Here is a 25,483-nt window from a genome sequence, read left to right on the forward strand (position 1 = left end):
TTACTGCCCTCTTTTTATTTCTATCAACGATTGATTATTTAGTTCCCGTTAATTGATTAAACAAAAACTTGAATGTGCCATGTGTTTGCGAACGGAATGCGATCTCTGGTCCAAACACGTATAAATTTCCTTTACCCATTTTTGCAGAAAAAGCAGCAACGCCATCCTGCAGGTATTCCTGTCCCCATGCCCAACCGCTGCGTAATGGTTTTGGTGAAGCATACCATGCAATCGGAGTTACTACGCCTTTTGCAATGGCATCGGGCGATAATTTAAACACAGGGCTGCTCGATACAAATACATCTGCTTCACTATTCATGCCCCAGGCACTTTGTTGTGTTGAATCAACCTTTACACGCAACACGCTGCCGGGTATATAATATTTTTCACCGGGAAGCGTACGTTCAACACCGTTATTCATTTCAACCAATGCATTTTTTACAGGCAGTTTAAAATGATAAGCAAGGTTGGCACTGTTGCCGATGGTGACAATGCTGCCGCCTGCTTCAATAAAGGATTTCAATTGTGCAATCGAAGTATCAGGTGTAATTCTTCCCAATGTTTTATGATATTCAGCGGGTACTTCAGCAGCTGTTGGTCCACGACCACCGAAACCACGACCGCCACCACCAGTTGCCGGAATAGCTTCACTCACAAAAACGATCACATCATATTGATCAATGAGTTTGCCAGCATCAATATCTTTTGCATAGATAACTGTGTAAGGGAAATGATGCTGCTCAAAGATCCAACGCATCCAACCTGAAGCCATAGAGCCACCATACACATCCCACAAACCAACACGCAATGATTTTATTTTCTTTGCAGTGCCGGCAGGTTGTTTGTTTACAGCAATTGCCTGCGCACCATATTCTTTCGCTGCTTTTTCAAGGATGGATTTTGATTTAGCATTTGCTTTCACAAAAAATGATCCTTGTGTGGTACCACTTGCAGTTGCATCAGTAATACGCATTACTTCAACACCTGCCTGTAACAGATCATTCACCGCAATAAACGATGCATTACCTGCCGCATTCAATACATATCCGTTTGCATTGTTGCTGAATTTACCCGGCGTCATTTGTTCTGCGCCGTACGCAATGGTTTCAAACGGTCCGTCAAATCCGTCCATGATGCGATCAAAACGAAAGCCCATCGTAAAGGCAGGAGTCCAGCCTGCAGCATCATACGGACGAACTGGAGGTCCACCGGGATATAAGAAATCATTCGGGTGATCCTGTGGTTCAAACATATCAATTACATGCGGACGAAAAGCCTGGTTTGCTTTCACCACATACGAACCTGCAGGATATTCTTTACCGGCAACAGTAAAGTTTGCAGTTGCTTTCTCCACCTTGATGCCAGAAAGAATCAATGCATTCACAAACTTTACTGCAGAACTGAGATCGGGCTGATCAGCAGTAATAATAAAACCTCTTGGGTCTCGCTTGGCCGGATCTTTAAATACGGCATCATAATATTTCAACGGAATAGTATCAACAAAATTCTGATTATTATTTTGTGCAGATGGACGTTGATCTTTTTTAAATGCTTCTCTGATGGCTTCCACTTTGTTGGGTGATAAAGACCAATGATCTCTGTTGCCTTTATCGATCGAGTTCTTTCCCATCTTGTAAATGTTGTACAACAATGGTTCACGGTTACGTACTGCATAATCAAGAACAGCATAGTTCAACGAAACAGAATAATCGATCGACTGACGGAACAACCATTGTTGTGGTGTTACCGGATTTGGCGTTGCAGCATTTGGAATAAGTCGTGCAGTTACCAATGGAACTCTTGCAGGAGTTGGATTGCCGATGATCTCCGTAAGCAAACCAATAATGTTATGAAAATAAGCAGTTGTGCGTAAGCCACCGTTCCACCAGGTTGAGAAAACAGAACCTGCACGTTGTGTGTAACCGGGTTTATCTTCCACATTCAACCGGTTGATCATTGCTGCACCAACTCCATCGATGCCTGTTACCAATAACGGATCAAACGCAAAATTGAATGGATCACGATAAGGAGGGCCTGCAACAACAGAACCTGCCGGACCGGCTTGATGGTGATTGTATAATATCTGCGGCATCCACTCAATGTATTGTTGACGACTCATGTTCCTTGTTTCGCTCATGTTGTTCATGAAGAAATCACGGTTGTTATCATGACCAATATATTTCTGATACAAACGTGGAAGATTGTTGAGTGAGCGTTTCAACGTATCTGCATTGCGCATATACCAGTTTGAAACAAGTTCCTGTCCGTCAGGGTTTGCATGCACAAACAGAATGATGGCATCATTGAGGATGCGTTGCGTTTCTTCATCATTGCGACTAACAAACTGCCAGATGGTTTCAATCAACTGATGTGCACCAACTGTTTCCGTTGCATGCAAACCACCATCAACCCATACAATTGCTTTTCCTTCTTTTGCCAGATCATGTGCTTGTGCAGTAGTCAAATTTTCTGCACGTGCCAACCGTTGTGAAATGCTCTTGTATTTTTCAAGTTGTTTGAGGTTAGCAGGTGAAGAAACGATCACCATGTATTGCGTACGCCCTTCTTCTGTTTTGCCAATGTCAACCAGCTTCACTCTGTCGGATGCAGCAGCAAGCTTTTTGAAATAGGCTTCAGTTTGTGTGTACGTGGCCAACTGATAATTGTCGCCAATGTTGAAACCAAAATGTTGTTTTGGCGAAGGAAGATTCTGTGCGTAAAGGGCAGTGCCGATGAGCAACAGCAGTGAAACAAAAACGGATCTCATGCAGAAAGTTTTGATGTAAATAATGGAGAAGAGACAGTAATGCCCGGCTTCTCATGCTGATGCTTTAAAGATAAGCAGCATCGGCATGTCCACCGAACGGAATGGATGAGCGGCGGATGAATGGTATATCTCTATTGCCCATCCAGCATAAAATGGAAACGGGCAGCGAAGCTGCCCGTTTCCTATACTCATCATTCATTATTCATCACTCACTCACCTTCACCCTCACCCCTTCGCTATGACTCGTGAATTCAGGAGCATACATACATTGAATACTTGTAATACCACTGCTGTAGTTGCCGGCATGGGTAATAAACAGCGGGTATTCGAATACGTAAGTGCCTTTGTTTAACCAACTAAAGAAGAAATTGGTGCTGGCATCTTTCGTGGTTTCATAATAGCCAAGTCCGCCTTGCCATTTGTATTGACTAATAACATTCACCGGTTCCATACAGCTTGGGCGCATATCTTTCATGTGCACATATTCCATGCTGCGATCAACCCGTAATTCAATGCGCACTTTTATTTTGTCACCCACTTTTAATTCGTCGCCTTCATTCACCGGAGTAAGTACCGGTCCGTTGGCTGTATTGCGTTCAACAAAATATTTCTTCTGCAACTTTAAAGGTGTTTCTGCCGAAGTGATCTTATCTAAATTTTCAAAATACTGCCAGTAAGCCGCACCCCAACTTGGTTGCCCGTTTGATTTACTTACACTCACATTGATATTTCCAAACGAAGGTTGTACGAAATTGCCATCAATGCTGCGTTTGAAATAACCCGTGCCTGCTTCTGTTTTTTCGGTTGATGTACTGAACAACTGATTGCCTGCTTTGATCTCAACAACAGGCTCTGCAGCGATCCATGAGCCGCCTTGCAGGAGCAATGCATAACAGGCTTCGGCAGTGGCGATGGTTGTTCTCCAGTTTTGTGTTTGCTTTTGTTTCAGCAACCATGTTTTGAGATCGTTTACTGCTTTGGTATCTTTTGTAACATCGCTAAATACTTCAATCATCAACGCCTGTGCTGCCACAGGAGCCTGGTACCAGTAATAGCCTGCATTGAATTCTTTCCAGTACATGCCCATTTCTTCACTGAAGAGTGCATTCTCTTTTAATGATTTTACAATAGCTGTTGGCGTTTTTACATCTTTTGTACGATGCAATGCCAAGGCGATCATTCCCTGCATATAACGGCTTTGTTTTATCCAGAACTGCTGACTTTGACCATAATAATATTTATAAGCCGCTTCCGTTCCTTTTGTTTGTACTGTTTCAGGGAAGAAACTGCGCATGTACAAAAACTGGATCTGGATATTACTGATGTTCTGATTCTTCAACGGTGTTTTGTATTTCAACAGTTGATCATAGTCTTCTTTCAGCTTTTTATCGAGATAGGAAATTGCTTTTGCTACAATTACATTCAACGCAGCCTGTTGTTCTTTTGGTACAGCATTCAGTTTTTGCAGGTGACCAATGCCTGTAATGATGTATTGTGTAATATAACGGTCATCTGGTCCTCCCTTGAACCAAACAAAGCCACCGTTTGAAGATTGCATTTGTTGTAATTGAGAAAGATTCTTGCTCAACTCACTGTTCATACGGATCATATCGAACAGCAATGCAATGTTTTTCTTCTGTTGTTCTTCACTCTTCGCTTGTAATACCCAGGGAGTTTCCTGCAATAGAGCCGATTTTAATTCTTCGTTCTTCTGCAAATTGCTCATCAATGCGGCTGTGTCTTTTATTTTCCATTGCTGCATTACCTGTTGAATGCGTGGCAACTTTTGGGTGATGTGTGATGCCAACGCATTTGCATAAAAACGATTCCATGTTTGCTCTGCACATTCGTAAGGATATTCCATTAAGTAAGGCAATGCCTGCACTGCATACCAAACAGGATTACTGGTAAACTCAATGGTAAATCGATGATGCGTTAAACTTTCTGATTCATCAGCATTCAGCAGTTTGGTGAAATTGAATGTTTTTGTGCCATCACCACGCATATTCAATGGTAACGATTCTGTTACCAGCATGCGATTGGTTAATACAGGTAATGTTGCTTCCTCACCATCACTTTTATTATCTGCTTTAGCACTGATGCGATAGGTGAGTGCTTCATTAAAATTATAGGGTACTTCTGTACGGAACTTCACCACGGTACTTTGCTTGGCACCAACCGTGAAGTGTTGCACAGGAAATGTATTCTGAAACCAGCCATCAACGGGTTGCATGGTGGATGTATTCAGCAGTTCAAGAGAACTGATGCCCGTCATTTCTTTATCGGTCATATTGCTGATCTTAGCCGTGAATTCAAATCGATCACCTTCACGTAAGAAACGTGGAGCAAAAGGTTGCACCATCAGGTCTTTTTGCGTGATGATGCTTTGCTCACTCAACCCAAGCGACAGATCTTTTGTGTGTGCCAGCAATTGCGCTTTCCATTTCGTTAATGCTTCGGGTATAGTAAAGCTGAACGTAATATTTCCTTCTGCATCTGTTTTCAGATCGGGGAAGAAGAAAGCTGTTTCGGAAAAGTTGGTGCGGATTTTTGTGTTTACTTCTTGGTCTTTTGGCTGTTCTGGTTTAGGTGTTATTGTAAACGGCTGGGAGAGTTGTTTATTGTTAGACCGAGTAGCTCCAACAACAACTTCGTTTAGAGCTTGACTGTCTTGCATTGGAGCTGGTGCATTTTGAATGAAAGATTCTGTTTGAATCCCCGGTATTCTTCCTTGTAAAACTTTGGGAGAGAAATTAAAAATATGATCCATTTGGTAACCAAACAAAATGAGGTAATCATATTCTTTTAAAAAAGAGTCCGAAGTTTCTGGCTCCCATTCTTTTTCATCAGAATCAACCTGAGCAAACCCACCACCACTCCAATTATTTCTTAAGAAGTTCGTTGGAAACAAATCAGGTTTATTCCATTGATGCGGTTTAAACTGATCGAGTGATGCATCGTACATACTCGCCAGCATTTCTGCTGCAATCTTATCGCCTTTGTAACCACTGATCTTGATCTTCCATTGCTCTTCACTACCCGGTAATGTTTTATCACGGAAGGTTTCATAAGTGATCTTAATTTCTTTATTTGTCCAGGGCACATTTACAAAGCGGGTAAAGCTGTAAAAGCGGTTGTGTTTTACAAACGTGTAGGCATAACCAATACCGCCACGCTGCTCTTCGGTTACAGGAATATCCAGTTGTTTCTTTTCATTATTGAGTTGATAATAACTTTGCTTTTCTTTTTCATTAGTTCCATTCATTTGTATGAGATGAACACTATCTCCACTTGATCCAAAACTGATATTGGCAACATTACCCGGTTCAACTGTAACAGTAGTAGGCAATTGCCATACATATTCGGGTGAAGAAAGTTTGCCTGCTGCATCAGTTAACTGTACAAAGGTTTGATTCTTTACTTCCTTGCCATCTTTATCCGTTGTTACAGCTTCAATCAAATACCATCCAGGTGACCATTGACCGCTGACCATTGGCCATTCACCACTCACGTTCGCACTGTCTTTCTTCTCATAAACTTTCTCGCCCCGTTCCCAATTCGCTTTTTCTGTTTCGTTGTTGTATTCGTCGTTAGGAAAATCAGCACGGTAGTCTTTCTCATTCATAATAAACTGATCGGGCAATTCCCAATAACGTTCACGGATGAGTCGGTCGGGTGATTTGAGTTTATACATTCTTACAGTAACAGTACTCTTCACAAATTCACCCATCATGTTTTTTGTACTGATGTTGATGCTGTTGAATTGTGCAGTTGACTGCAATTCACCTTTTAGTAAACTGAGTTGTAATTGCAAAGAACTATAACCAACACTGATTGTTGTTTCACCAGTTCTTGTTTCACCATTCAGATCAGTTACATCAGCGATCACATTATAATCGAATACAGGTTCTAGTTCTTTACGCACCTGTTTATCGGGAATAGCTGTAAACGAAATATCAAAACTGCCATCTGCTTTCGTTGTTACTTCGCCATGTGCAATTTCCTGTTCCTGCATTAGCGGCCAGCCCCATTTCCAGCTAAGCCATGGATAAAGCAGTCTTGGTTGACGAACAACACGGTATTTCACTTTTGCGCCATCAACATTATTGCCCGCATATGCTTTTGCATTACCTGTAACAGTAATCTTATCATTCACCTTAAAACTTTCATTGATGGGTTGATACTCTACAAAGAATTTCGGACGCTTATATTCTTCAACTGAAAAAGAGACGATACCATTTGTTACTGATTCCTGTAACTGGTATTGCCCGCTGATACGGCCAAGAGGCAATGTAAATTTTCCACTGTAAGAACCATATTCATTACTGGTTACTTCAACAGAATCTACTTTCTGATAATTGGCATCGTAGAGATAAATTTTTGTTTTAAGACCGGCAACTACTTTCGGCTTACCCGTTGTTGCATCTTTTGTTGTAACAATACCTTTAAAATACATAATTTGTCCGGGGCGATAAATAGAGCGATCGGTAAAGAAAAAAGTGCGACGGCTTTTTGTTTCATCAACCGATTCTTTTTGTTCATTATAAACATAGCTGTAAGCTCGGTCATCTAAATACAGGTGATCATTTTGATAACTGACTTCGAGTGTACGGTTATAGGCATTGTTACCTGCCGGTTTGTTTACAAGAAAATAACCATTGGTATCACTGGTGTAGTTGCCTGCTTTTACTGAAACATTTTTCCGTTGATCATAGTTGTACGACTGTTCCCACAATATGATGTTTGCTTTTTGCAGTGGCTGACCACTTTCACGGTTCACCACAAAGAAATCATTACCGTAATGCATCCAGGCAATATTACTCACATGAAAGAACTGAACGGCCAATACATTTTTTGCAAGACTGAATTTTTCATCGGCACTTGCAAGCAGGAGATAAGTGCCAACAGGCAATGCATTTACTTTTATTTCTGTGCTGTGTTCCTGGTGATCTTCTGTTGCCGGAAGATTGTATGAAAAGCTTACTGTTGGTTTTAATGCTGTAAGATCTTTCCAGTAACTGTCTTCCCAGCGGTTTTGCCCCATCTCCGCAAATTTCTTTTGATCAATCTTCACAATCCGGAACCATGCTTTACTTGTGTTGCGGTAGTTCAGCAACGAACGGAATGGTTTGTTGGGAACATTTACTTTTTCGGATGTGATGGAAAGCTGTTTGCTTTCAATTTCCTGCAAGAGATTACTGCAATTTGCTTTGCCTTCTGTTAACTGTGTTTGTGTAATTACTTTTTTACAGAGTTCAACTGCTTTCTGATAATAATAGCGTGGATTCAGTTCGTCATTTACTTTATGCTTTTTAAAGTCGTAGGTAGCAGCATAGTCAGCATAATCTCTCGCCAGTAAATAAGCTGCCTGCGAAACAATTGGCTGATGGTTGTACTGGCTGAGCAAATGATTCAACGACATCCTGTACAACTCTGTTTTATTTTCAAGCGAAGCATAGCGATGGACAAACTGTAAACGTAACAGATCAACATCGATCAATGCATCTGCTTTTTTATCGGCAAGATGAAATGCGATCAATTCCTGGAATAATAGCAATGCTTTATGTGTAAGCGAGAGAGAGTCGTTTGTTTTGAATTTACGTGTTATAAAGTCGGCAGCAGGATCGTAAGCAGAAGCAAAGTTGATCTCAAAAGCATCTGCAGGTTTTGTAATACTGCGTTCATCGTTTTGAAAATACTCAATGGCCCGGTGCGTGAGCAGATCATAAAGTGTGGGGCGGAGATGACGAACATTGCCTTTGTTGATCACAGGGTCAAACGCATCAAGCTTTGTTTGTTGTATTAACTTTTTGTTTTGTAACGAAGCCAGGTAAAGTGTGCTGATCTTCTTGTGAAAATCATCAATCGTCCATGTGCTTATATCATCCTTGCTAAAACCGGTTGTGTTAGTGCGCTGATAAAATTTCCAGCGATTGTTCTGGAAGTATTGCCAGTAAGCTTCGGCGGCATAATTAGTAAGAACAGACTTCAACGGTTCAGCAGAAGTGCTGATTTCTTTTTCTACTTCTTTAATAGCTTTTTCATCAGCATCTTCTTCTTTCTGTTGCTGAAGACTTAAGCGAAAGAGAACCGCTTTTAATAATTGTCCGTTATTCTTTTCTTTTTTTGCTGCAGCATAAATAAGCTTTACTTCTTTCAATGCCGATTCGGTGAGACCTTTCTTTTCAATAAGGTCTTCCACCTTTTTCCATGCAGTGGTATAGTTGAATTTGTTTTGTGCAAAAAGCGACATGCTGAACAAAAAGATAAAAAGGTTAACAAGAGAAATGCGTTTCAAAAACATAGAAAACATTTTATGTAAGGTAATCATTACTGTGATGAGATGCAAAGAAACGGGGAATTGCATAAATGTAATTGCTCCGTCTTTTAAGGCTGGGCAATAAATCCTTTAACGAATCTTTATCAGCTTTTTGTTTTCCACGGCATTTGATTTGACATCTAATTAAAAAAACAAAGGAGGTTTTTATGAAGAAAATTTTTACCCTGATTACAATGCTCTTTTTAACAGTAGCAACATTTGCTGCATGGGATGATGCCCGATTAAGTATTACCAGTATGAGTAATACTCCGGTGCGTATCATGATCGATGGCCGGCAGGTGCAACAAGGCAACAGAGAAATTCGCATCAATAATCTCAGCCCCGGTATTCATCGTATCCAGATCTACAGTTCGAACTATAACAACAGCAGACGAAAAGGCTTATTCGGTGGTAACAACAACCGTGATGAGCTGATCTATAACAACAGTGTGAATATCCGCAGAGGAATGCATACTGATATTGTGATCAATCGTTTTGGAAAAGTATTTATTGATGAAGAACGTATTGAGAACCGTAATGATGATAACTGGAACGACAACGACCGTAACAACGGTGGTTGGAACAACAACAGCGGATGGAACAACGACAACAATAACAACGGTTGGGGAAATGATAACCGTGATAACAATTACGGCACTGTCATGAGTTACGAAAGATTTCAACAACTCAAACAATCAGTAGAGCGTGAAAATTCAGACAAAAACAAAATGGATCTGCTCCGTTCAACCCTGCCTTACAACCGTGTAAACGCACAACAGGTGCGGGAACTTGCTCAGCTGATCTCATTTGAACAGACAAGACTGGAGCTGGCAAAATTTGCTTACCGTTATACCATCGACAGAGGCAACTATTTCGTGGTGAATGACGTCTTTAATTTCGGAAGCAGTAGAACCGAGCTTACAAGATACATTTCAAGCTACAGAGATTAATTAAAATATTAAGCAGAAGCATCTATGAAAATAATCCCCCGGCAGCGGGGGATTTGTTATTTCTTCATGAATAGTAAAGTGAGCAGGCGTGGAATATTGTTACGGTCATTATCATCAAAATATTCTGAAAGTCTTACTAAAACCAAACCATTCATCTTTGCTGCATCGGTAAAATCGGTGATGTGGTGATTGAAACAGGTTACAACTTGTGTGCCTTCGGCCGTATCAAATCTCGCTTTACTCCCGTTGTATTGTTTGAAGGGGTGCAGTTCGCTGATATAAAGATGGCCTCCCGGCTTAAGCACTGCAGCTGCTTTTTCCAAAACGGGTTGTAACAATTCAATATGCTCCAGCACCAGACTGAAGCCAATAAGATCATATGGTTTTGTGGCAAATGCCCATGGCTTGGTGATATCTGCCTGCACAAATGTTACGTTAGGAGTAGTGATCTTCTCCTTCGCTTTTGCCAGCATTTCTTCACTAAGATCAACTGCAGTAACAGTGGCTGCTTTTTGCATCAGTCAAACGGTATTCTTTCCTGTACCGCAACCAATTTCGAGGCAATGTTCAAAGGTAAGCGGTGCTAATGTTTCCCGCAATGATCTCGCTTCAAGATCACGGGTTTTGTTTTCGTTGCTGTCGTATTGTTGTGCCCAGCTGTTGTAGGCTTGTTGTACATCGCTCATAAAAATCATTCAATGGTTAGGTCATATTTGTGCAACAGCCCGCTTAAAGCTGTAGCAGAAAATTTTGCTTTCTTCAATTTGTTCCGTTCAGGGTCAATGGAAAAATTGATGGCAGTGCGAAGGTCTGCTTTTTCAAGAACGGTATGATCAAATACAGCTTGCAGCAAATTGCAATTATCAAGTTCTGCTGCTGTCAGATCGGTTTCTGTAAAATCAACTTCCTGCATGCTGCAGTTTATGAAACGGGTATTTTTTAATTTCATTTTATAGAACGTTGACAGGTTCAACAGACAATCCGTAAAGCTTACCGTAAATAGAAATTGATTGCAATCTTCAAAACGAAGTCCCATCAGTTTACAATTGCTGAAACTTGTTTCCTGGAACGATGTGCCATTGATATTTGCTGCACTCAGGTTGCAGTTCTCAAACACACAATCAATGAATGTGATTTTTGAAAGATTGGCCTCAGCAAAATTACAGTTGATGAATCGGCAGTTTTCGTATTCGCCAACAGGCAATTTTTTGATAGTATAATCAATACTTTCAAACTCTTTGTCTTCTTGGTAAGCTCTTTCCATAAAACTAATGTAGTAAAAGTTAAGGAAGTGCACGGTTGAATGAAGCAAAGAACTGTAAAGTGTAAATGGTTTTTGTTTACTTCACTAAAAAGAATTGAAGTTTTTAAATCCTTGATAGGGTATAGGTGATAAGGTCTTAAAATTGTTGGTCATTGATTTCAACTCCAACTGGATAATTCTATTATTGTCCAGATGATAAATGCTGCTAATCCAAGGCTGCCTAATATAATCCCCACAATTGCTTCTTTTCTTCCCGAATTTGTTTTGTCGGAAAACTTTTTACTCTTTCTCAGTGCAATGATCCCTAGAATAATAGCAAGTAGAGAAGGTACAAACCACGAAACCATTGTAAAGCCTGATCCAAAAATAAATGTGAGAATCATGAAAACCAATGATAAAACGCCAAAAGAAGCAGAGACTTTTCCGAGTACTCTGTTCTTTCTTTTTTGAATGTCCTCGTTGTCTTTCTTTTTTAATTTCAACAGTAGGCCGAGTAACTTACTTTTTTTAAAAGCCTGTTTGCTTTTTATGGTTGAAATAATAAGGCTGTTAAAGTTGCCTGCGTGTAGATTTACAATCTTCTGACCTGGTACTGTCGAATAACTAAGTTTTGCTTCGGATTTTTGAAAAATGCATAAAAAAATCAGCAATGTGATTATGGGTCTCATGTTGCATGTTTCAATACAAATTAATAATCAGCCTGAACAAATGCAATAGACGGCATAAAAAAAGGGAAGCAGATGCTTCCCTTCGCTATAAAATGTAATGTATTACTTCTTCAACACCTCAGCCATTGTTTTACCAATATCCGCAGGGCTTGCTACTACATGAATTCCGCACTCAGTCATGATCTGCATTTTTGCAGCAGCAGTATCTTCTGCACCACCAATGATGGCACCCGCATGTCCCATACGACGACCGGGAGGCGCTGTTTGTCCAGCAATAAAACCAACAACAGGTTTCTTCGCATTTTCTTTATACCAACGGGCAGCCTCAGCTTCCATACCACCACCAATTTCACCAATCATTACCACTGCATCTGTATTCTCATCGTTCATAAATAATTCCAATGCTTCTTTGGTAGTAGTGCCAATGATTGGATCGCCACCAATACCAACCGCAGTGCTTACACCAAGGCCGGCTTTCGCTACCTGGTCAGCAGCTTCGTAGGTAAGCGTTCCGCTTTTCGATACAATTCCAATACGACCGGGAATAAATACAAAGCCCGGCATGATACCCACTTTACATTCACCGGCAGTAATTACACCGGGACAGTTGGGCCCGATCAATCGTGTATTCGTTCCAACTAAATAATTTTTTGCCTTCACCATATCCTGCACCGGAATACCTTCCGTGATACAAACAACCAGTTCAATACCTGCGTTTGCAGCTTCCATAATTGCATCAGCAGCAAAAGCCGGTGGTACAAAAATAATACTCACATTCGCACCTGCTTTTTGTACAGCTTCTTCCACTGTGTTAAATACCGGACGATCAAGATGCGTTGTGCCACCTTTACCCGGTGTAACACCACCAACAAGATTAGTACCGTATTCGATCATTTGCGTTGCATGGAAAGTACCTTCTGTTCCGGTAAAACCCTGCACAATTACTTTCGAGTTTTTATTAACGAGGATGCTCATTTGGAAACTTTATTAGGCCGCAAAGATAGGGGATGATGCTTTAGGATTTTTGAATTAACCGGTAAGATTTGGGGCTTTCTGCTATTGTACAAAAACGAACAATTGTTCCGGCTTTTCGCTGTACCTCCGCTTCGCTACGGTGCCGCTTCAATCCGGCATCCCGTGAGCTTTTAATAGGTATGCCATACTTAATTGCAGTTTGATAAAATGTTGAAATGGGTTTGAAGTATGGCATACCAATCGACCTGCAATCTTACACCTTCAATCAGTAGCTAAAAACTACCTTGCCATTATCGTACTCTTATTCTTTCCCGTGTAACCCCAGGTTAAACTTCCCCAATAGCTTTGCCATTGGGCTTTTGGATCATCAGTCAGGCGAATCATCGTTACACAACTCACCATCCATTCACCGGTTGTGCTGACAGGAAAACTGATCTCACCTTTTTCATTACTTAAAAACGATGTGTCTCTTACTTTACCCAACAGTTTATGCCATGTACGTAGCTTGGCATTTATTAATGGCTCACCTCTGAACAGCACTTTTACTTTTAATGTATCGCCATTGCTTAGTTTGTAAGGGTGGGAGAGTGGAATAATATCAACAGGTAGCGTTGTTTGCTTTTTATACACGTCGGTTTTAAGTGCACCTACCTGCACAATAGTTTTTACGGAGCGTTGGTAAAACTCACGACCAATGGAATCGGTTTCGTTATGTTGCTTACGATAATCAATAGCCGTTTGTAAACCGTCTTCCAAAAGATAGGCATTGAATTTTTCTGCTTCCAGTTCAATAAATGAGTTTGTGTTGTTGAAGGTAACCATTGCTGTTCCTTCTTCGTGTATCGAGAATTGTAATGAATCACCTTCTTCGTCACTAAGTGCATCGTTCAGATCATCAACGATATCAGCATAATATAATTTCAGCTCACTTACTTTTTCTCTGTTGCCTTTCCAGTTGTCGCCTGTAAATGCTTCACCTGCTTTAAAACGGATATTGATCTCATCTGTACGGGAGAAAATATATTGCTGCGGCTCAAGCCAGAATTCATGTGCAAGTGCCGGTAGTATAAGAAGTAAAATAAGTAAATAAGTAAGCTTGTATTTTAACTTCATATCATTCAATTAAAAAAGCTGTATTATTTATCTTCTGCCGGGAAGTTGCCTGTTTACTTCATCAGCTTATCCATATCCCGGTCGTCACTGATCTTCCCTTTTGCCTCAAGCATGCGCATGTCTTTGGCATCCTGCAAAAAGTCGGAAGCAAAAATGAATTGATTGAGTTCTTCATTCTTACTGAAGATGATGTCTTTATTGGTGCCTTCCCATTCTTTATGACCCTGGTGCATGAAAATGATCTTGTCGCCAATTTCCATTACACTGTTCATGTCGTGGGTATTGACAACTGTAGTCATTCCATATTCGGTGGTGATCTCTTTGATCAACTTATCAATCACTAAGGATGTTTTGGGATCAAGCCCTGAGTTGGGTTCATCACAAAACAAAAATTTCGGGTTCAAAACAATGGCACGTGCAATACCTACCCGTTTTTTCATACCACCACTGATCTCGGCCGGGAATTTATTATTGGCACCTTCAAGGTTTACCCTTGCCAGTACTTCATTTACTTTATCGTGTTTTTGTTTGAGGTTGAGTTTGGTAAACATATCCAACGGGAAACGTACATTCTGCTCAACCGTCATCGAATCAAATAAGGCAGAACCCTGGAAGAGCATACCAATTTGCTGACGCAGCATTTTTCTTCCTTCTTCATTCATACTGGTGATGCTTTCACCATCATACAATACTTCACCACTATCGGGTTCAAACAAACCAACCAGGCATTTCATCAACACCGTTTTACCACTGCCACTCGCACCAATAATGAGATTGCATTTACCTGTTTCAAGTGTTGCAGATACATTATCGATCACCGTGCGGCCATCAAATCCTTTATGTATGTTATTGATCTCAATCATGTGTTATAATAATAATGCAGCGAGTGCATAGTCGGCCAATAAAATTAAAATACAACTTACGATCACCGATTTGGTACTTGCACGCCCAATCTCCAGTGAACCGCCCTGCACATGGTAACCATAATACGCAGGAATACTTGAAATGATGAACGCATAAGTATAAGTTTTACTCATCGCAAATATGACGTTGTAGGGAATAAAATCTTCGAGCAAACCATCGTTGTAAATTTCCGGAGGAAGAATACCTGATAAAGAACCCGCCATTTTGCCACCCCAGATGCCTAACACTGCAGCAAGCACAACCAAACAGGGAACAACAATTAACGCTGCAACAATCTTTGGTAAAATGAGATAGGTTTTTGTATTAATGCCCATGATCTCCAGTGCATCGATTTGTTCACTGATGCGCATGTTACCCAACTCCGATGCAATACGTGAACCAACCACACCTGCCAGTACCACGCAAATAAGTGTGGGTGCCAATTCAAGAATGATATTGTCACGCACAATAATAGCAATTACTGTTTTTGGAATAAGAGGTGTGATGAGCTGGTAAGCTGTTTGCACAGTTGTTACCGCACCAAGGAAAACAGAGATGATCACCACAATGCCAACAGAACGTATACCGATCTCATTGCATTGGTGCATCAACTCTTTCCAGTAAAGACGCATATTCTCCGGCCTGGAAAACATGCCCTTGATCATTAACAGGTAACGGCCGAAGTGTGTGAAGAAATCCATAGTTTAATATCAATATTCAAAAGGACTAATTATAAGCATTGAAGATACAATTCAAAATGCAAATCTCAAGTTCAGGCCTGTAAAGTAACCTAAACTTGAGATTTGTCTGTTATTATCAACGATAATTGGCTAAATCTTACATCACTAACCATTCACCACTCACGCTTACATTTCATGGCTCACCTTGCGAAACCTCTTCCACCACGGTGATTTTTTTACAGCTTCCTGTGTGTTGCTTTTGGTTTTCATTTGCGCATCAACTACAGAGATCAACACCATGTTGAAAATAGAACGAACTGAGCTGCCTAATTGCAGAATGTGAACGGGTTTTTTCAAACCAAGTAAAATTGGTCCGATAGCATCTGCTTCACCAACTTCCTGCAGCAGGTTGTAAGCAATATTACCACTTGCAAGGTTGGGGAAGATCAACACATTCGGTTCACCATTCACCAATTCGCTGAACGGATAATTCTCTTTCAATATTTCTTTATTGAACGCAACAAGCGGCTGCACTTCACCATCACACACCAGGTTTGGTTCACGTTCTTTTACAATTTCTCTTGCTCTTGCCACGATTTTTGATTCGCTGCCCTCACTGCTCCCAAAGTTTGAATAGCTGAGCATGGCCACACGTGGTGTAATACCAAATGATCGTACCTCTTTTGCTACAAGTTGTGTAATGTCGGCCAGTTCATCTGCACGTGGATTAAAATTCACTGTTGCATCAGCAAGGAACAAAGGCCCACGTTTGGTAAGCATGATGTACATACCGGCGATCTTGCGTACGTTTTCATCTTTACCAATGATCTGCAAAGCAGGACGAATAGTATCAGAATACTTACGGCTCAATCCGCTGATCATTGCATCGGCTTCACCTGTTTCCACCATCATACAACCAAAGTGTGTACGTTCTTTCATGGATTTGGCTGCTTCGTAACGGTTTAACCCCTTGCGTTGACGCTTTTGGAAAAACTGGTCACCAAATTTCGAGCGGAATTCTTCCATCTCTTTGCTCTTTGGATCAAGAACAGGAATACCTTCCAGCTCAATACCGTTTACTTCAGCGATGTCGTTAATGTTTTTTACATCACCCAATAAGATAGGGTAAGCCACACCTTCTTCGTAAGCAAGTTGTGCAGCTTTCAACACTTTTACATTTTCCGCATCAGCAAACACCACACGCTTCGGATCTTTTCTTGCTTTGCTGCCTATTGCACGCATTAACTGGTTATCGATACCCAAACGGTGATTCAATATATTCTCGTATTCTTCCCAATTGGTAATAGGATGTTGTGCCACGCCACTTTCCATTGCTGCTCTTGCAACAGCAGGGGCAACATAACTTAACAAACGTGGATCGAGTGGTTTAGGAATAATGTAGTTAGGGCCAAACGAAATGTTGGTTTCGTTGTAAGCCATGTTTACAATATCAGGAACAGGCGTTTTTGCTAACTCAGCTAATGCTTTAACCGCCGCCAGTTTCATTTCTTCATTAATCGTTGTTGCACGCACATCCAATGCACCACGGAAAATATAAGGGAAGCCCAATACGTTGTTGATCTGGTTGGGATAATCGCTTCGTCCCGTACCCATGATCACATCTTTTCTTGCTTCAGTTGCATCTTCATAGGTGATCTCCGGATCAGGATTGGCCATTGCAAAAACAATGGGGTTCTTTGCCATGCTTTTTACCATCTCTTTCGATACGGTGTTTCCTTTACTCAAACCAATGAACACATCTGCATTTTTCATGCCTTCATCAAGCGTCATTGGTTTGCTTTTGATCACAAACAATTGCTTCTGCTCATCAAGATCGGTTCTGCCGTCATGGATCAATCCTTTACTATCAAACACTTTGATGTTTTCTTTCTTTGCACCAAGCGCCACATATAATTTGATACAGGAAATGGCAGCAGCACCTGCGCCATTTACAACGATCTGTACTTTGTCGATCTTCTTTTTTTGTAATTCCAATGCATTGAGTAATGCAGCGGCGCTGATGATGGCTGTACCATGCTGATCATCGTGCATCAACGGAATTTTCATTTCCTCTTTCAAACGCTGTTCAATGTAAAAGCATTCGGGAGATTTAATGTCTTCCAAATTGATACCACCAAACGTTGGTTCAAGCGCTTTTACGATCTGCACGAATTTCTCCGGATCTTTTTCGTTGATTTCAATATCAAACACATCAATATCAGCAAAGATCTTGAAGAGTACTCCTTTTCCTTCCATCACCGGTTTGCCAGCTTCGGGACCAATATCACCAAGACCGAGTACCGCAGTACCATTACTGATCACTGCTACTAAATTTCCTTTGGCCGTGTATTTGTAAACATCCTCGGGATTATTAAAAATTTCCATGCAGGGCACCGCAACACCTGGTGAATATGCTAATGATAAGTCACGCTGCGTTTTGGCTTCTTTTGTAGGAATTACTTCAATTTTTCCCGGTCTTCCTTTGGCATGATATTCCAATGCCTGTTGCCGGCGTAGTTCTTCTTTGTTCATACGTATTAATTAATCAAACAATCGTTTTAGCCTTGCTAAGGGCGGCAAGGTACGAAAAGAATGAAAAGTGGATTTTCTGGTAAAAAAGTCACACTTAGATTAGAAAATTACATGGAGAAACAGGCAAAGATCAAGCAGGTATATTCTTCAACAGATCTTCAAAGCTTTCCCGCTTACGGATCAATATTGCTTCACCATCTTTCACCATTACTTCTGCCGGGCGATAACGTGAATTGTAATTACTGCTCATTTCAAAACCATATGCACCTGCATTATGGAAACAAAGCAGATCGCCTTCTTTTATTTCAGGTAATAAACGATCACTCGCAAACGTATCTGTTTCGCAGATATAACCGGTGATCATGTATTTTTTTTCTTCACCTTCTGGGTTCGATAAATTGCTGATATGATGATACGCATCATACATCATTGGGCGGATCAAATGATTCAATCCTGTGTTTACACCTGCAATGATGGTATCGCCATTTTGTTTCAGCACATTTACTTCAGCCAGTAAATAACCACATTCACTTACTAAAAATTTTCCCGGCTCAAACCAGATCTGTAATTTTTTATTGTTCGCTAAAGGATGTGCATCAAATGCCTGTTTTAATTTTTGTCCGATCGACGCTACATCAGCTGTTTTTTCTCCGGGTATGTATGGCACTTTAAAACCACCACCAAGATCGATCACTTCCAGTTCAGGAAAATGAGGAATGAGATCGAACAACACTTCAATCCCTTTTACAAATACATCAGCATCTTTTATTTCACTTCCTGTGTGGATGTGTAATGTGCGGATGAAAATATTATTTGCTTTTACAATGGCTTCCAGTTCGCCTATCTGCTCAACAGGAATACCAAACTTACTTTTATTATGACCTGTTGAAATTTTTATATTTCCACCCGCCATAATATTTGGACGAAGTCTTACACCAACTGGATAACTATGTCCGAACTTCTTGCCGAATTTTTCAAGATTAGATAAACTATCGATGTTCACATGCACACCTGCTGCCACAGCTTCTTCAATTTCAGCAAATGAAATACCGTTGCTGGTGTACAATACATTTTCAGGGGCCACGCCTGCATGCAATGCCAGCTTTACTTCGTTGATGCTGCTGCAATCGATATTGCAACCAAGACTGTTGAGGTAACGAACAACATGAATATTTGTTAACGCTTTTGATGCATAAAAGATGCGTGTATCTAAAACAGAAAACGCATTGATCAATGTTTCATATTGCTGCTTTATTTTTTCTGCATGATAAACATAAACGGGCGTGCCATATGTAGATGCGATCTGCTGTAATAGATTGGTTGGAATAGAAGGAGTCATGTGTCGATATTGCTAGGTTGCGAATTTAGTTTAAAAACCGGTCAGGACGTTAAAGCGGCCTGAACGATTATCTGTTTTATTTCATGCAAAGAACGCAAATGAGTGAAGACGCAATGCAGTAAGCATGTGCTATAAAAAAAGCCCCGTTCAACAACGGGGCTTTCTATCATTAGTCTTTTTTCTCTTCTTCATCATCATCTTCTTCCTGTTGCTCATCCAAATCATTCTCTTCACTTACTTCTTCTGTTTCTTCCACTTCTTCTTGTTGAGCAGATTCTTCTACTTCAACAATTTCTTCCCCGCTCACTTCTTCTGTAACAGCAGTAATCTCTTCAATAATAAGTTCTTCCTGCTGATCTTCTTCAACATTGTTGAGAGGCTGCTCTAATAACTCACCATCTTCCGTAACCACCAGTGCTTCATTTGCAGTAAGCACCTGTTCTTCTTCACCGGCAACATTCAGTGTATCGCTCTGTACACCTGTCGGATCAATGATCTCTGTAGAAATAATCTCTTTGATCTTTGGAAGATCTTCCGGTGAGTTGATACCAAAATAATCCATGAATGAACGGGACGTTCCGTACACCAACGGATGACCGGGCATCTTTTCATTACGACCAAGTATAACGATCAGTTCTTTTTCTAATAATTTTTGTACAGCGTAATCACAGCTTACACCACGAATCGCTTCCATTTCACCTTTGGTGATAGGTTGTTTGTAGGCAATAATGGAAAGAGTTTCCAAGGCTGCAGTACTTAAACGCTTCAGGAATTTATCGCCGTTGATCTGCGCAACAGTTTTGTGGTATTCTTTTTTGGTGAGGAACTGCCAGCCACCGCCGCTTTCTCTCACTTCAAAAGGATAAAACTCAGCGGTATATTTTTCTTTGATAGCTGAAATGGCTGCTTCTGTCTGGTCGAGGCTTGCACGGTCTTCAATAAAACCCAATGCATTGTTCACAAGGTCGCAAAGCTCCAATGTGGTAAGCGGACGTTCAGCTGCAAAGATCAGCGCTTCAATATGCGGGATGATAACACTAAGTTCCATTCGTTTTCAAACGTTTAAAGTTGAAGGTTTAATGTTTAAAGTTGAGTTGTATCCACAACTTTCAACCTTAAACTTTAAACTATTTAACTATTTAGAGCTGCTGCACCACTTACGATCTCTGTCAACTCAGTTGTAATGGCTGCCTGGCGTGCACGGTTATAGCTGATGCGGAGTGAACGCAACAATTCGTTGGCGTTATCACTTGCCTTATCCATCGCCGTCATACGGGCACCATGCTCTGATGCATTTGCATCAAGCACTGCTTTGAATAATTGTGTATTGAGGATCTTCGGCATTAACTCAGTAACGAGTTCTTCTTTGCCTGGTTCGAAGATGAAATCAGATTTTGTTTTAGCAGAACCTTCTTTACTCACTACTTTAGGAATAGGAAGGAAGCGCTCCAGTTTAAATTGCTGGGTGGCTGCATTTTTAAATTGGCTGTACACCAGTTCTACCACATCAAACTCACCTTTTACAAAAGCATCCATTGCTGCAGCTGATGCCTGCTGTACGTTTTCGAAACTAAGGTGCAGGAAAATATCTTTATAGGTATCGCTGGTTTTGTAACCGTTACGGAGCATCGCTTCGAAACCTTTTTTACCAATACCCCAAACCTGTACATTACCTTTTTGCTGTTGATCAGCATATTGCTCAGCAATTGTCTGGCGGGCAAGTTTTACCAGGTTGGCATTGTAACCACCGCACAAACCACGATCGCTGGTAACCAGGATGATCAACACTTTATTTACCGGGCGCTCAGCTGCCAGTTTCATGTTTACACTACCATCGCTGTTGCTTACAATATTGCTCAGCATATCCTGCAGTTTCTGTGCATAAGGGCGCATCTGGATGATGGCATCCTGTGCTTTACGGAGTTTGGCTGCACTCACCATTTTCATGGCTTTCGTGATCTGCTGGGTGCTTTGTACACTTTTGATCCTGTTACGTACCTCTTTTAATTGTCCGGGCATGTGGTTGAACGTTTATTTTCAGGCCGCAAAGGTAATGGAAACAGGGTTACAAGTGCAAGCCCGCAGCGAAATTGTGGAAAAGCCGAACCTGTTTTTTCGAGGCGGAGCTGATGGGTGTTTTTCAGGGTGAATGAAGCAATTTTATTATTTTCACCACAGCCAAACCAACCATGCAATCAACAAACTGCTTAAACTGCGGTTCTGCATTAGAACCATCGCAACGTTTCTGTCCTCAATGCGGACAAAAAGCTGATACACACAGGCTCAATTTCAACCATATCTGGCACGATCTGGTGCATGCATTTACCCATGCCGATAAGGGGATCTTTTCGCTCATATGGCAGTTAGTTTTCAAGCCGGGCATTGTGGCAAGGGAGTATGTAGATGGAAAGCGAAAACAATATTTCAACCCGTTTACGTTTGCTTTTGTGGTAGTGGGCTTCGCCTCCGTGATCCTGATCGGCTCAGGGTTTGCCAGTTTTTCCGGAGGCTCAGCAATGCCTGCAAACCCTATTTCACTGTTCCTTGATAAACATGTAAACCTGCTTATTTTTCTGAATATACCGTTGCTTGCATTGTTTAACCGACTGCTTTTCCGGCGTTCTGGAATAAATTATTCCGAAAACCTGGTACTGGCGGCATTCACATCGGGCCAACGCTCTATTTTTTTCAGCATGCTGGTTGCACCAATCTGGTTAATGTTTCACCCGCCATTTTATCCCTTTCTTGCTTTTTACCTTTTTTGCTGGAGTTGTTACTATGGTTGGGCCTGCACACAATTTTATAGCGGAAAGAAAACCGTTTCGTTTTTAAAAGGGATGCTTTCAACCATACTTACCCAGGTTGTAACCGTGATTCTGATATCGGCGACCTTTTATGTTTACTTTAAATTATTTTATAAAAGGCATTAAAAAAGCAGTCACAATAACGTGACTGCTTTTCAGGCGATGTTTAAAAATTAATTATCGTTGATCATCATTCTTTCTCCACCCATACGGCGCATATTGTTTTGCTGTTGCGGCTGCTGGGTTCCTTTAAACCGGTTGAGACGATAAGTAAAGCTCAACATGAAATACTGGGTTAATCTGTTTGTTCTTGTATCGGTAATAAAGTTGCTGCTGATACTGCGGTTAACATTGGTGTTTTGTTTCAGGATATCAAAACCTGCCAGGCGGATCACACCGTTTTTGGTTTTAAATATCTCTTTTTCAAGTGATGCATTCAGCAACGCAATGTTTTGCTGCACACCAGCTGACAATCCCTGGTTCAACAGGTAATCAAAGTCCCAACGGAAAATAAAGCCTGCACCAAAATCAAAACGGGCATCACTGCTAAGTGTCCAGGTGCTTTGACGGGTAATTGACTGACCTGCTTCTCTGAAGTCAGCATAGTTCAGGTTATATCTTACACCTGTTACCAACTCAAGCCATGGAATGTTGAATTCAAAATTTGCGCCTTGTGTATATAACCAGTTTTTACCAATGGTACGCTCACCATCAACAAGACTGATGTTATTATTATAATTCACCATTGTATTGGTGCTGATCACATACTTTCTGTTATTGAAAGGCTTTGCATAGGTCGTAAACATATTTACGTTGTAATAACCATTTACATTTTCAGGTCTTGTCAACTGTGCGCCGGTTAATTTACCATTGGGATCTTTGAAACGGATCACATTGTTTACGATCTGGTCTTCAACAAAATTAAATCCTAAGTTCACAAGGAAGATACGGCCTGAACTGAAGTTGAAATTATTAAAATTGGTATTGAAGTTATGACTGTTAGATGGACGTAGCAATGGATTACCCTCAGTGAGATATTGTGGATTGCTCTGATCTCTTACAGGTTGTAATTGTTCGAAATTGGGTTGCCTTGCATTACCATTGTAATTGAAGTTGAGCGATTTTGTACGGGTAAAATTATACGTAAAGCGTGCAACAGGAAACCAGTTGAAGTTTGTAATTGGCTTGTATGCACTGTCTTTACTGATGCTGTAACCTTTTAAAACAACCGGTTGTAAAATAACACCGATCGTATAGTTGTATTTTTTCTTTACTGTACGCACACTTGCGCCAATACGATTGTAATCGAAATTATTTTCGTAAGCGTTACTTAATGAGTCAATGAGTGTATAGTTCGTATTGCCGGGAAGCTGGATATAATTCTGACGGTCGTTGCTGCCAAAGTTTTTGTTGTAGTTATAACTCAGGTCAAGAAAGCGATCTACCGCTAATGGCTCAGTGTAAGTTGCACGCAGGTTGATGTTTTGTGTGCGGTTATCCTGCAGAATATTTTGCCTGAGCGTTGAATCTTTCGTGCCGTTTGTTAAATAAAAAACGGACTCGTTATTTGTAAACTGATCACTTTCGCTGGATGAGAAATTAAGATCACTGTTAAACGAGAGGTTACGGCCACGTTTTTTAAAGCGGTGGTTGTATAATAAGTTACTTCTGAAGTTAGGACGATCGCTTAATGAAGTGTTTACGTTAGTTCCGTCTTGTAAAGGCGAACTGTCATTAAAAATATCAAAAATACTTTCAGATCGGTTGTTCGATTCCGTGAGAGTAAAACTTGGACTGAATTTGATATAATTAAACGAATCGATCCATAGTTCAAGGTTACCAAAGGCACGATGTGTACCGTTTTTATTTAGTGAGCCCTGGTCGGTATTTGTAAAGATCGACCCTGATCCTGATCTGCCGATATTTTGTTGGGCTGTAAATTGTTCAATGGTTGTAGCTCTGTGCGAATAAGTATAACTGCCGTAAAAGGAATTGCGTGTTCCAAAGTCGTTCCGATAGTTCAGGCCAATTGAATTCAACTTGGTAATACCATTTTGATTACCACCACCAGTATTACCACCGCCTCCGCCGCCAAAAGTCATACCGCCACGGCCACCACCACCACCGCTGCTGCCATCCTGTTGAAAAGTAGAAGTGTTTACGTTATTACAGTTTGCAATAAGTGAAAGCTGTTTGCTGTTGTTGAACCTGTTCACAGTAACGGCACCCGTATAACGGTCGTTGGTTCCGTAACCAGCCTGCGCCCGTCCAAATATCCCTTTGTTTTTATCTTTTTTCAGCTGCAGGTTAATTACTTTCTCTGGTTCACCATCACGAATACCTGATACGGTTGATTGATCACCATAATCATCAATTACCTGCACTTTATCGATCATATCCGCCGGTATTTCTTTGGTAGCTGTTTTAGGATCACCCGTGAAGAAGTCTTTCCCGTTCACTTTCACTCGGGTTACGGCCTTGCCCTGTGCAGTTACATTACCCTCTCTATCAACCTGCACACCGGGCAATTTCTTCAATAACTCTTCAGTAGTTGCATTTGGTTTGGTTTGAAACGCACCGGCACGGTATTCAACCGTATCTTCTTTCATGGTTACTGCGGGGGCCTCGATCACAATTTCTTTCAGGTCGAGGTATGAATTGACCAGCACCAACTCGCCCAGGTCAATATTCGATACACCGGCTGAGGGCTTAAAGAATTCTTTGATCATTGGCTTATAGCCTGTATAGCTGATAACAATGGAATAGGCTGAAGTAGGAATTTTTGCGAAGCTGAACTCACCCTTAGCATTCGTCGATGTTCTCGATGTATCGTAAGGGAAACTTTTTTCAACCAGCTTAACAGTGGCTTTGTCAAGTCCTCTTGATCCGGTTGAATCGGTTACTTTCCCGGTGATGCCTGCTGTTTGGGCTTTTACAGATACGGATGTTGTGATGACAAGGAGAATGAGTAATAATTTCTTCATAAACATGTTTGAGATGCGAAATACGAAAATTTTCGTCAATAATTTATTTTTCGAATTGTTAAATAATAGACGACAATGCCTGAAAAAGTTTGCTCTTTGTTGAGCAATCAGTATAAAAGGCAAATCTACCATTTCAGTGGCGGCAGCTGTCCGTGCTGGTGGGTAAACTGTTTTTTGTTGGGTTT

At 40.9% G+C, this 25,483-nt stretch carries 17 protein-coding genes; 2 read left to right on the plus strand and 15 right to left on the minus strand.

Annotated elements, in window-relative coordinates:
- Positions 1-34 precede the first annotated feature (34 nt).
- Both VK159_RS06480 and VK159_RS06485 read right to left on the minus strand, forming a co-directional pair.
- Positions 35-2,767: a M14 family metallopeptidase gene (locus VK159_RS06480; protein ID WP_324229320.1), complete on the minus strand. Its 2,733-nt coding sequence runs from the start codon at positions 2,765-2,767 to the stop codon at positions 35-37.
- Between the two features lie 205 nt (positions 2,768-2,972).
- Positions 2,973-9,071: an alpha-2-macroglobulin family protein gene (locus VK159_RS06485; RefSeq protein WP_324229321.1), complete on the minus strand. Its 6,099-nt coding sequence runs from the start codon at positions 9,069-9,071 to the stop codon at positions 2,973-2,975.
- Positions 9,072-9,253: 182 nt separating this feature from the next.
- On the opposite strand from VK159_RS06485, the gene VK159_RS06490 reads away from it, so the two are divergent.
- Positions 9,254-10,036 carry a DUF4476 domain-containing protein gene (locus tag VK159_RS06490; protein ID WP_324229322.1) on the plus strand — a complete coding sequence of 261 codons (783 nt, stop codon included), beginning with the start codon at positions 9,254-9,256 and terminating at the stop codon, positions 10,034-10,036.
- A gap of 56 nt (positions 10,037-10,092) precedes the next feature.
- Here the strand turns inward: VK159_RS06490 and VK159_RS06495 are convergent, their stop codons facing one another.
- The 12 genes from VK159_RS06495 to atpG all read right to left on the minus strand — a co-directional run bounded on the left by VK159_RS06495 (position 10,093) and on the right by atpG (position 21,529).
- A complete protein-coding gene (locus tag VK159_RS06495; protein WP_324229323.1) occupies positions 10,093-10,554 on the minus strand; it encodes a class I SAM-dependent methyltransferase in 462 nt (153 codons plus the stop codon).
- A gap of 3 nt (positions 10,555-10,557) precedes the next feature.
- The gene (locus VK159_RS06500; RefSeq protein ID WP_324229324.1) at positions 10,558-10,722 is read right to left on the minus strand and encodes a hypothetical protein; all 165 of its coding nucleotides are present in this window, start codon (positions 10,720-10,722) and stop codon (positions 10,558-10,560) included.
- Positions 10,723-10,727: 5 nt separating this feature from the next.
- On the minus strand, positions 10,728-11,300 hold the full coding sequence (locus VK159_RS06505; RefSeq protein WP_324229325.1) for a pentapeptide repeat-containing protein: 573 nt from the start codon (positions 11,298-11,300) through the stop codon (positions 10,728-10,730).
- Between the two features lie 158 nt (positions 11,301-11,458).
- A complete protein-coding gene (locus VK159_RS06510; RefSeq protein ID WP_324229326.1) occupies positions 11,459-11,968 on the minus strand; it encodes a DUF4190 domain-containing protein in 510 nt (169 codons plus the stop codon).
- A 102-nt stretch (positions 11,969-12,070) separates the two neighbouring features.
- Entirely contained in the window at positions 12,071-12,943 is an 873-nt protein-coding gene (gene sucD, locus VK159_RS06515) for a succinate--CoA ligase subunit alpha (RefSeq protein ID WP_324229327.1), read from the minus strand.
- A gap of 279 nt (positions 12,944-13,222) precedes the next feature.
- Entirely contained in the window at positions 13,223-14,056 is an 834-nt protein-coding gene (locus tag VK159_RS06520; RefSeq protein WP_324229328.1) for a DUF4198 domain-containing protein, read from the minus strand.
- A gap of 53 nt (positions 14,057-14,109) precedes the next feature.
- Positions 14,110-14,919, minus strand: a complete 810-nt coding sequence (locus tag VK159_RS06525) for an ABC transporter ATP-binding protein (protein ID WP_324229329.1) — start codon at positions 14,917-14,919, stop codon at positions 14,110-14,112.
- A gap of 3 nt (positions 14,920-14,922) precedes the next feature.
- The gene (locus VK159_RS06530) at positions 14,923-15,660 is read right to left on the minus strand and encodes an ABC transporter permease (RefSeq protein WP_324229330.1); all 738 of its coding nucleotides are present in this window, start codon (positions 15,658-15,660) and stop codon (positions 14,923-14,925) included.
- Positions 15,661-15,825: 165 nt separating this feature from the next.
- Positions 15,826-18,171, minus strand: a complete 2,346-nt coding sequence (locus VK159_RS06535) for an NADP-dependent malic enzyme (protein ID WP_324229331.1) — start codon at positions 18,169-18,171, stop codon at positions 15,826-15,828.
- A gap of 130 nt (positions 18,172-18,301) precedes the next feature.
- Positions 18,302-19,510, minus strand: coding sequence for a diaminopimelate decarboxylase (gene lysA, locus VK159_RS06540; RefSeq protein ID WP_324229332.1), 1,209 nt, complete (start codon positions 19,508-19,510; stop codon positions 18,302-18,304).
- A gap of 169 nt (positions 19,511-19,679) precedes the next feature.
- A complete protein-coding gene (scpB, locus tag VK159_RS06545) occupies positions 19,680-20,558 on the minus strand; it encodes an SMC-Scp complex subunit ScpB (protein ID WP_324229333.1) in 879 nt (292 codons plus the stop codon).
- 83 nt (positions 20,559-20,641) lie between these two features.
- The gene (gene atpG / locus VK159_RS06550) at positions 20,642-21,529 is read right to left on the minus strand and encodes an ATP synthase F1 subunit gamma (protein ID WP_324229334.1); all 888 of its coding nucleotides are present in this window, start codon (positions 21,527-21,529) and stop codon (positions 20,642-20,644) included.
- Positions 21,530-21,699: 170 nt separating this feature from the next.
- Between atpG and VK159_RS06555 the strand changes: the two genes are divergently transcribed.
- Entirely contained in the window at positions 21,700-22,440 is a 741-nt protein-coding gene (locus VK159_RS06555) for a DUF3667 domain-containing protein (protein ID WP_324229335.1), read from the plus strand.
- 47 nt (positions 22,441-22,487) lie between these two features.
- On the opposite strand, the gene VK159_RS06560 is transcribed toward VK159_RS06555, so the two are convergent.
- Positions 22,488-25,298, minus strand: a complete 2,811-nt coding sequence (locus VK159_RS06560) for an outer membrane beta-barrel protein (RefSeq protein WP_324229336.1) — start codon at positions 25,296-25,298, stop codon at positions 22,488-22,490.
- Positions 25,299-25,483 lie beyond the last annotated feature (185 nt).

The sequence above is a fragment of the Lacibacter sp. genome (assembly GCF_035299325.1).
Lineage (GTDB): Bacteria > Bacteroidota > Bacteroidia > Chitinophagales > Chitinophagaceae > Lacibacter.

Excerpts from the sequence above, each read along its gene's own strand:
- VK159_RS06530 (WP_324229330.1), bottom strand. The coding sequence starts at position 15,660 with ATGGATTTCTTCACACACTTCGGCCGTTACCTGTTAATGATCAAGGGC.
- VK159_RS06555 (WP_324229335.1), top strand. The coding sequence starts at position 21,700 with ATGCAATCAACAAACTGCTTAAACTGCGGTTCTGCATTAGAACCATCG.
- VK159_RS06510 (WP_324229326.1), bottom strand. The coding sequence starts at position 11,968 with ATGAGACCCATAATCACATTGCTGATTTTTTTATGCATTTTTCAAAAA.
- scpB (WP_324229333.1), bottom strand. The coding sequence starts at position 20,558 with ATGGAACTTAGTGTTATCATCCCGCATATTGAAGCGCTGATCTTTGCA.
- VK159_RS06560 (WP_324229336.1), bottom strand. The coding sequence starts at position 25,298 with ATGAAGAAATTATTACTCATTCTCCTTGTCATCACAACATCCGTATCT.
- lysA (WP_324229332.1), bottom strand. The coding sequence starts at position 19,510 with ATGACTCCTTCTATTCCAACCAATCTATTACAGCAGATCGCATCTACA.
- sucD (WP_324229327.1), bottom strand. The coding sequence starts at position 12,943 with ATGAGCATCCTCGTTAATAAAAACTCGAAAGTAATTGTGCAGGGTTTT.
- atpG (WP_324229334.1), bottom strand. The coding sequence starts at position 21,529 with ATGCCCGGACAATTAAAAGAGGTACGTAACAGGATCAAAAGTGTACAA.
- VK159_RS06520 (WP_324229328.1), bottom strand. The coding sequence starts at position 14,056 with ATGAAGTTAAAATACAAGCTTACTTATTTACTTATTTTACTTCTTATA.
- VK159_RS06535 (WP_324229331.1), bottom strand. The coding sequence starts at position 18,171 with ATGAACAAAGAAGAACTACGCCGGCAACAGGCATTGGAATATCATGCC.
- VK159_RS06500 (WP_324229324.1), bottom strand. The coding sequence starts at position 10,722 with ATGAGCGATGTACAACAAGCCTACAACAGCTGGGCACAACAATACGAC.
- VK159_RS06505 (WP_324229325.1), bottom strand. The coding sequence starts at position 11,300 with ATGGAAAGAGCTTACCAAGAAGACAAAGAGTTTGAAAGTATTGATTAT.
- VK159_RS06480 (WP_324229320.1), bottom strand. The coding sequence starts at position 2,767 with ATGAGATCCGTTTTTGTTTCACTGCTGTTGCTCATCGGCACTGCCCTT.
- VK159_RS06495 (WP_324229323.1), bottom strand. The coding sequence starts at position 10,554 with ATGCAAAAAGCAGCCACTGTTACTGCAGTTGATCTTAGTGAAGAAATG.
- VK159_RS06525 (WP_324229329.1), bottom strand. The coding sequence starts at position 14,919 with ATGATTGAGATCAATAACATACATAAAGGATTTGATGGCCGCACGGTG.
- VK159_RS06485 (WP_324229321.1), bottom strand. The coding sequence starts at position 9,071 with ATGTTTTTGAAACGCATTTCTCTTGTTAACCTTTTTATCTTTTTGTTC.
- VK159_RS06490 (WP_324229322.1), top strand. The coding sequence starts at position 9,254 with ATGAAGAAAATTTTTACCCTGATTACAATGCTCTTTTTAACAGTAGCA.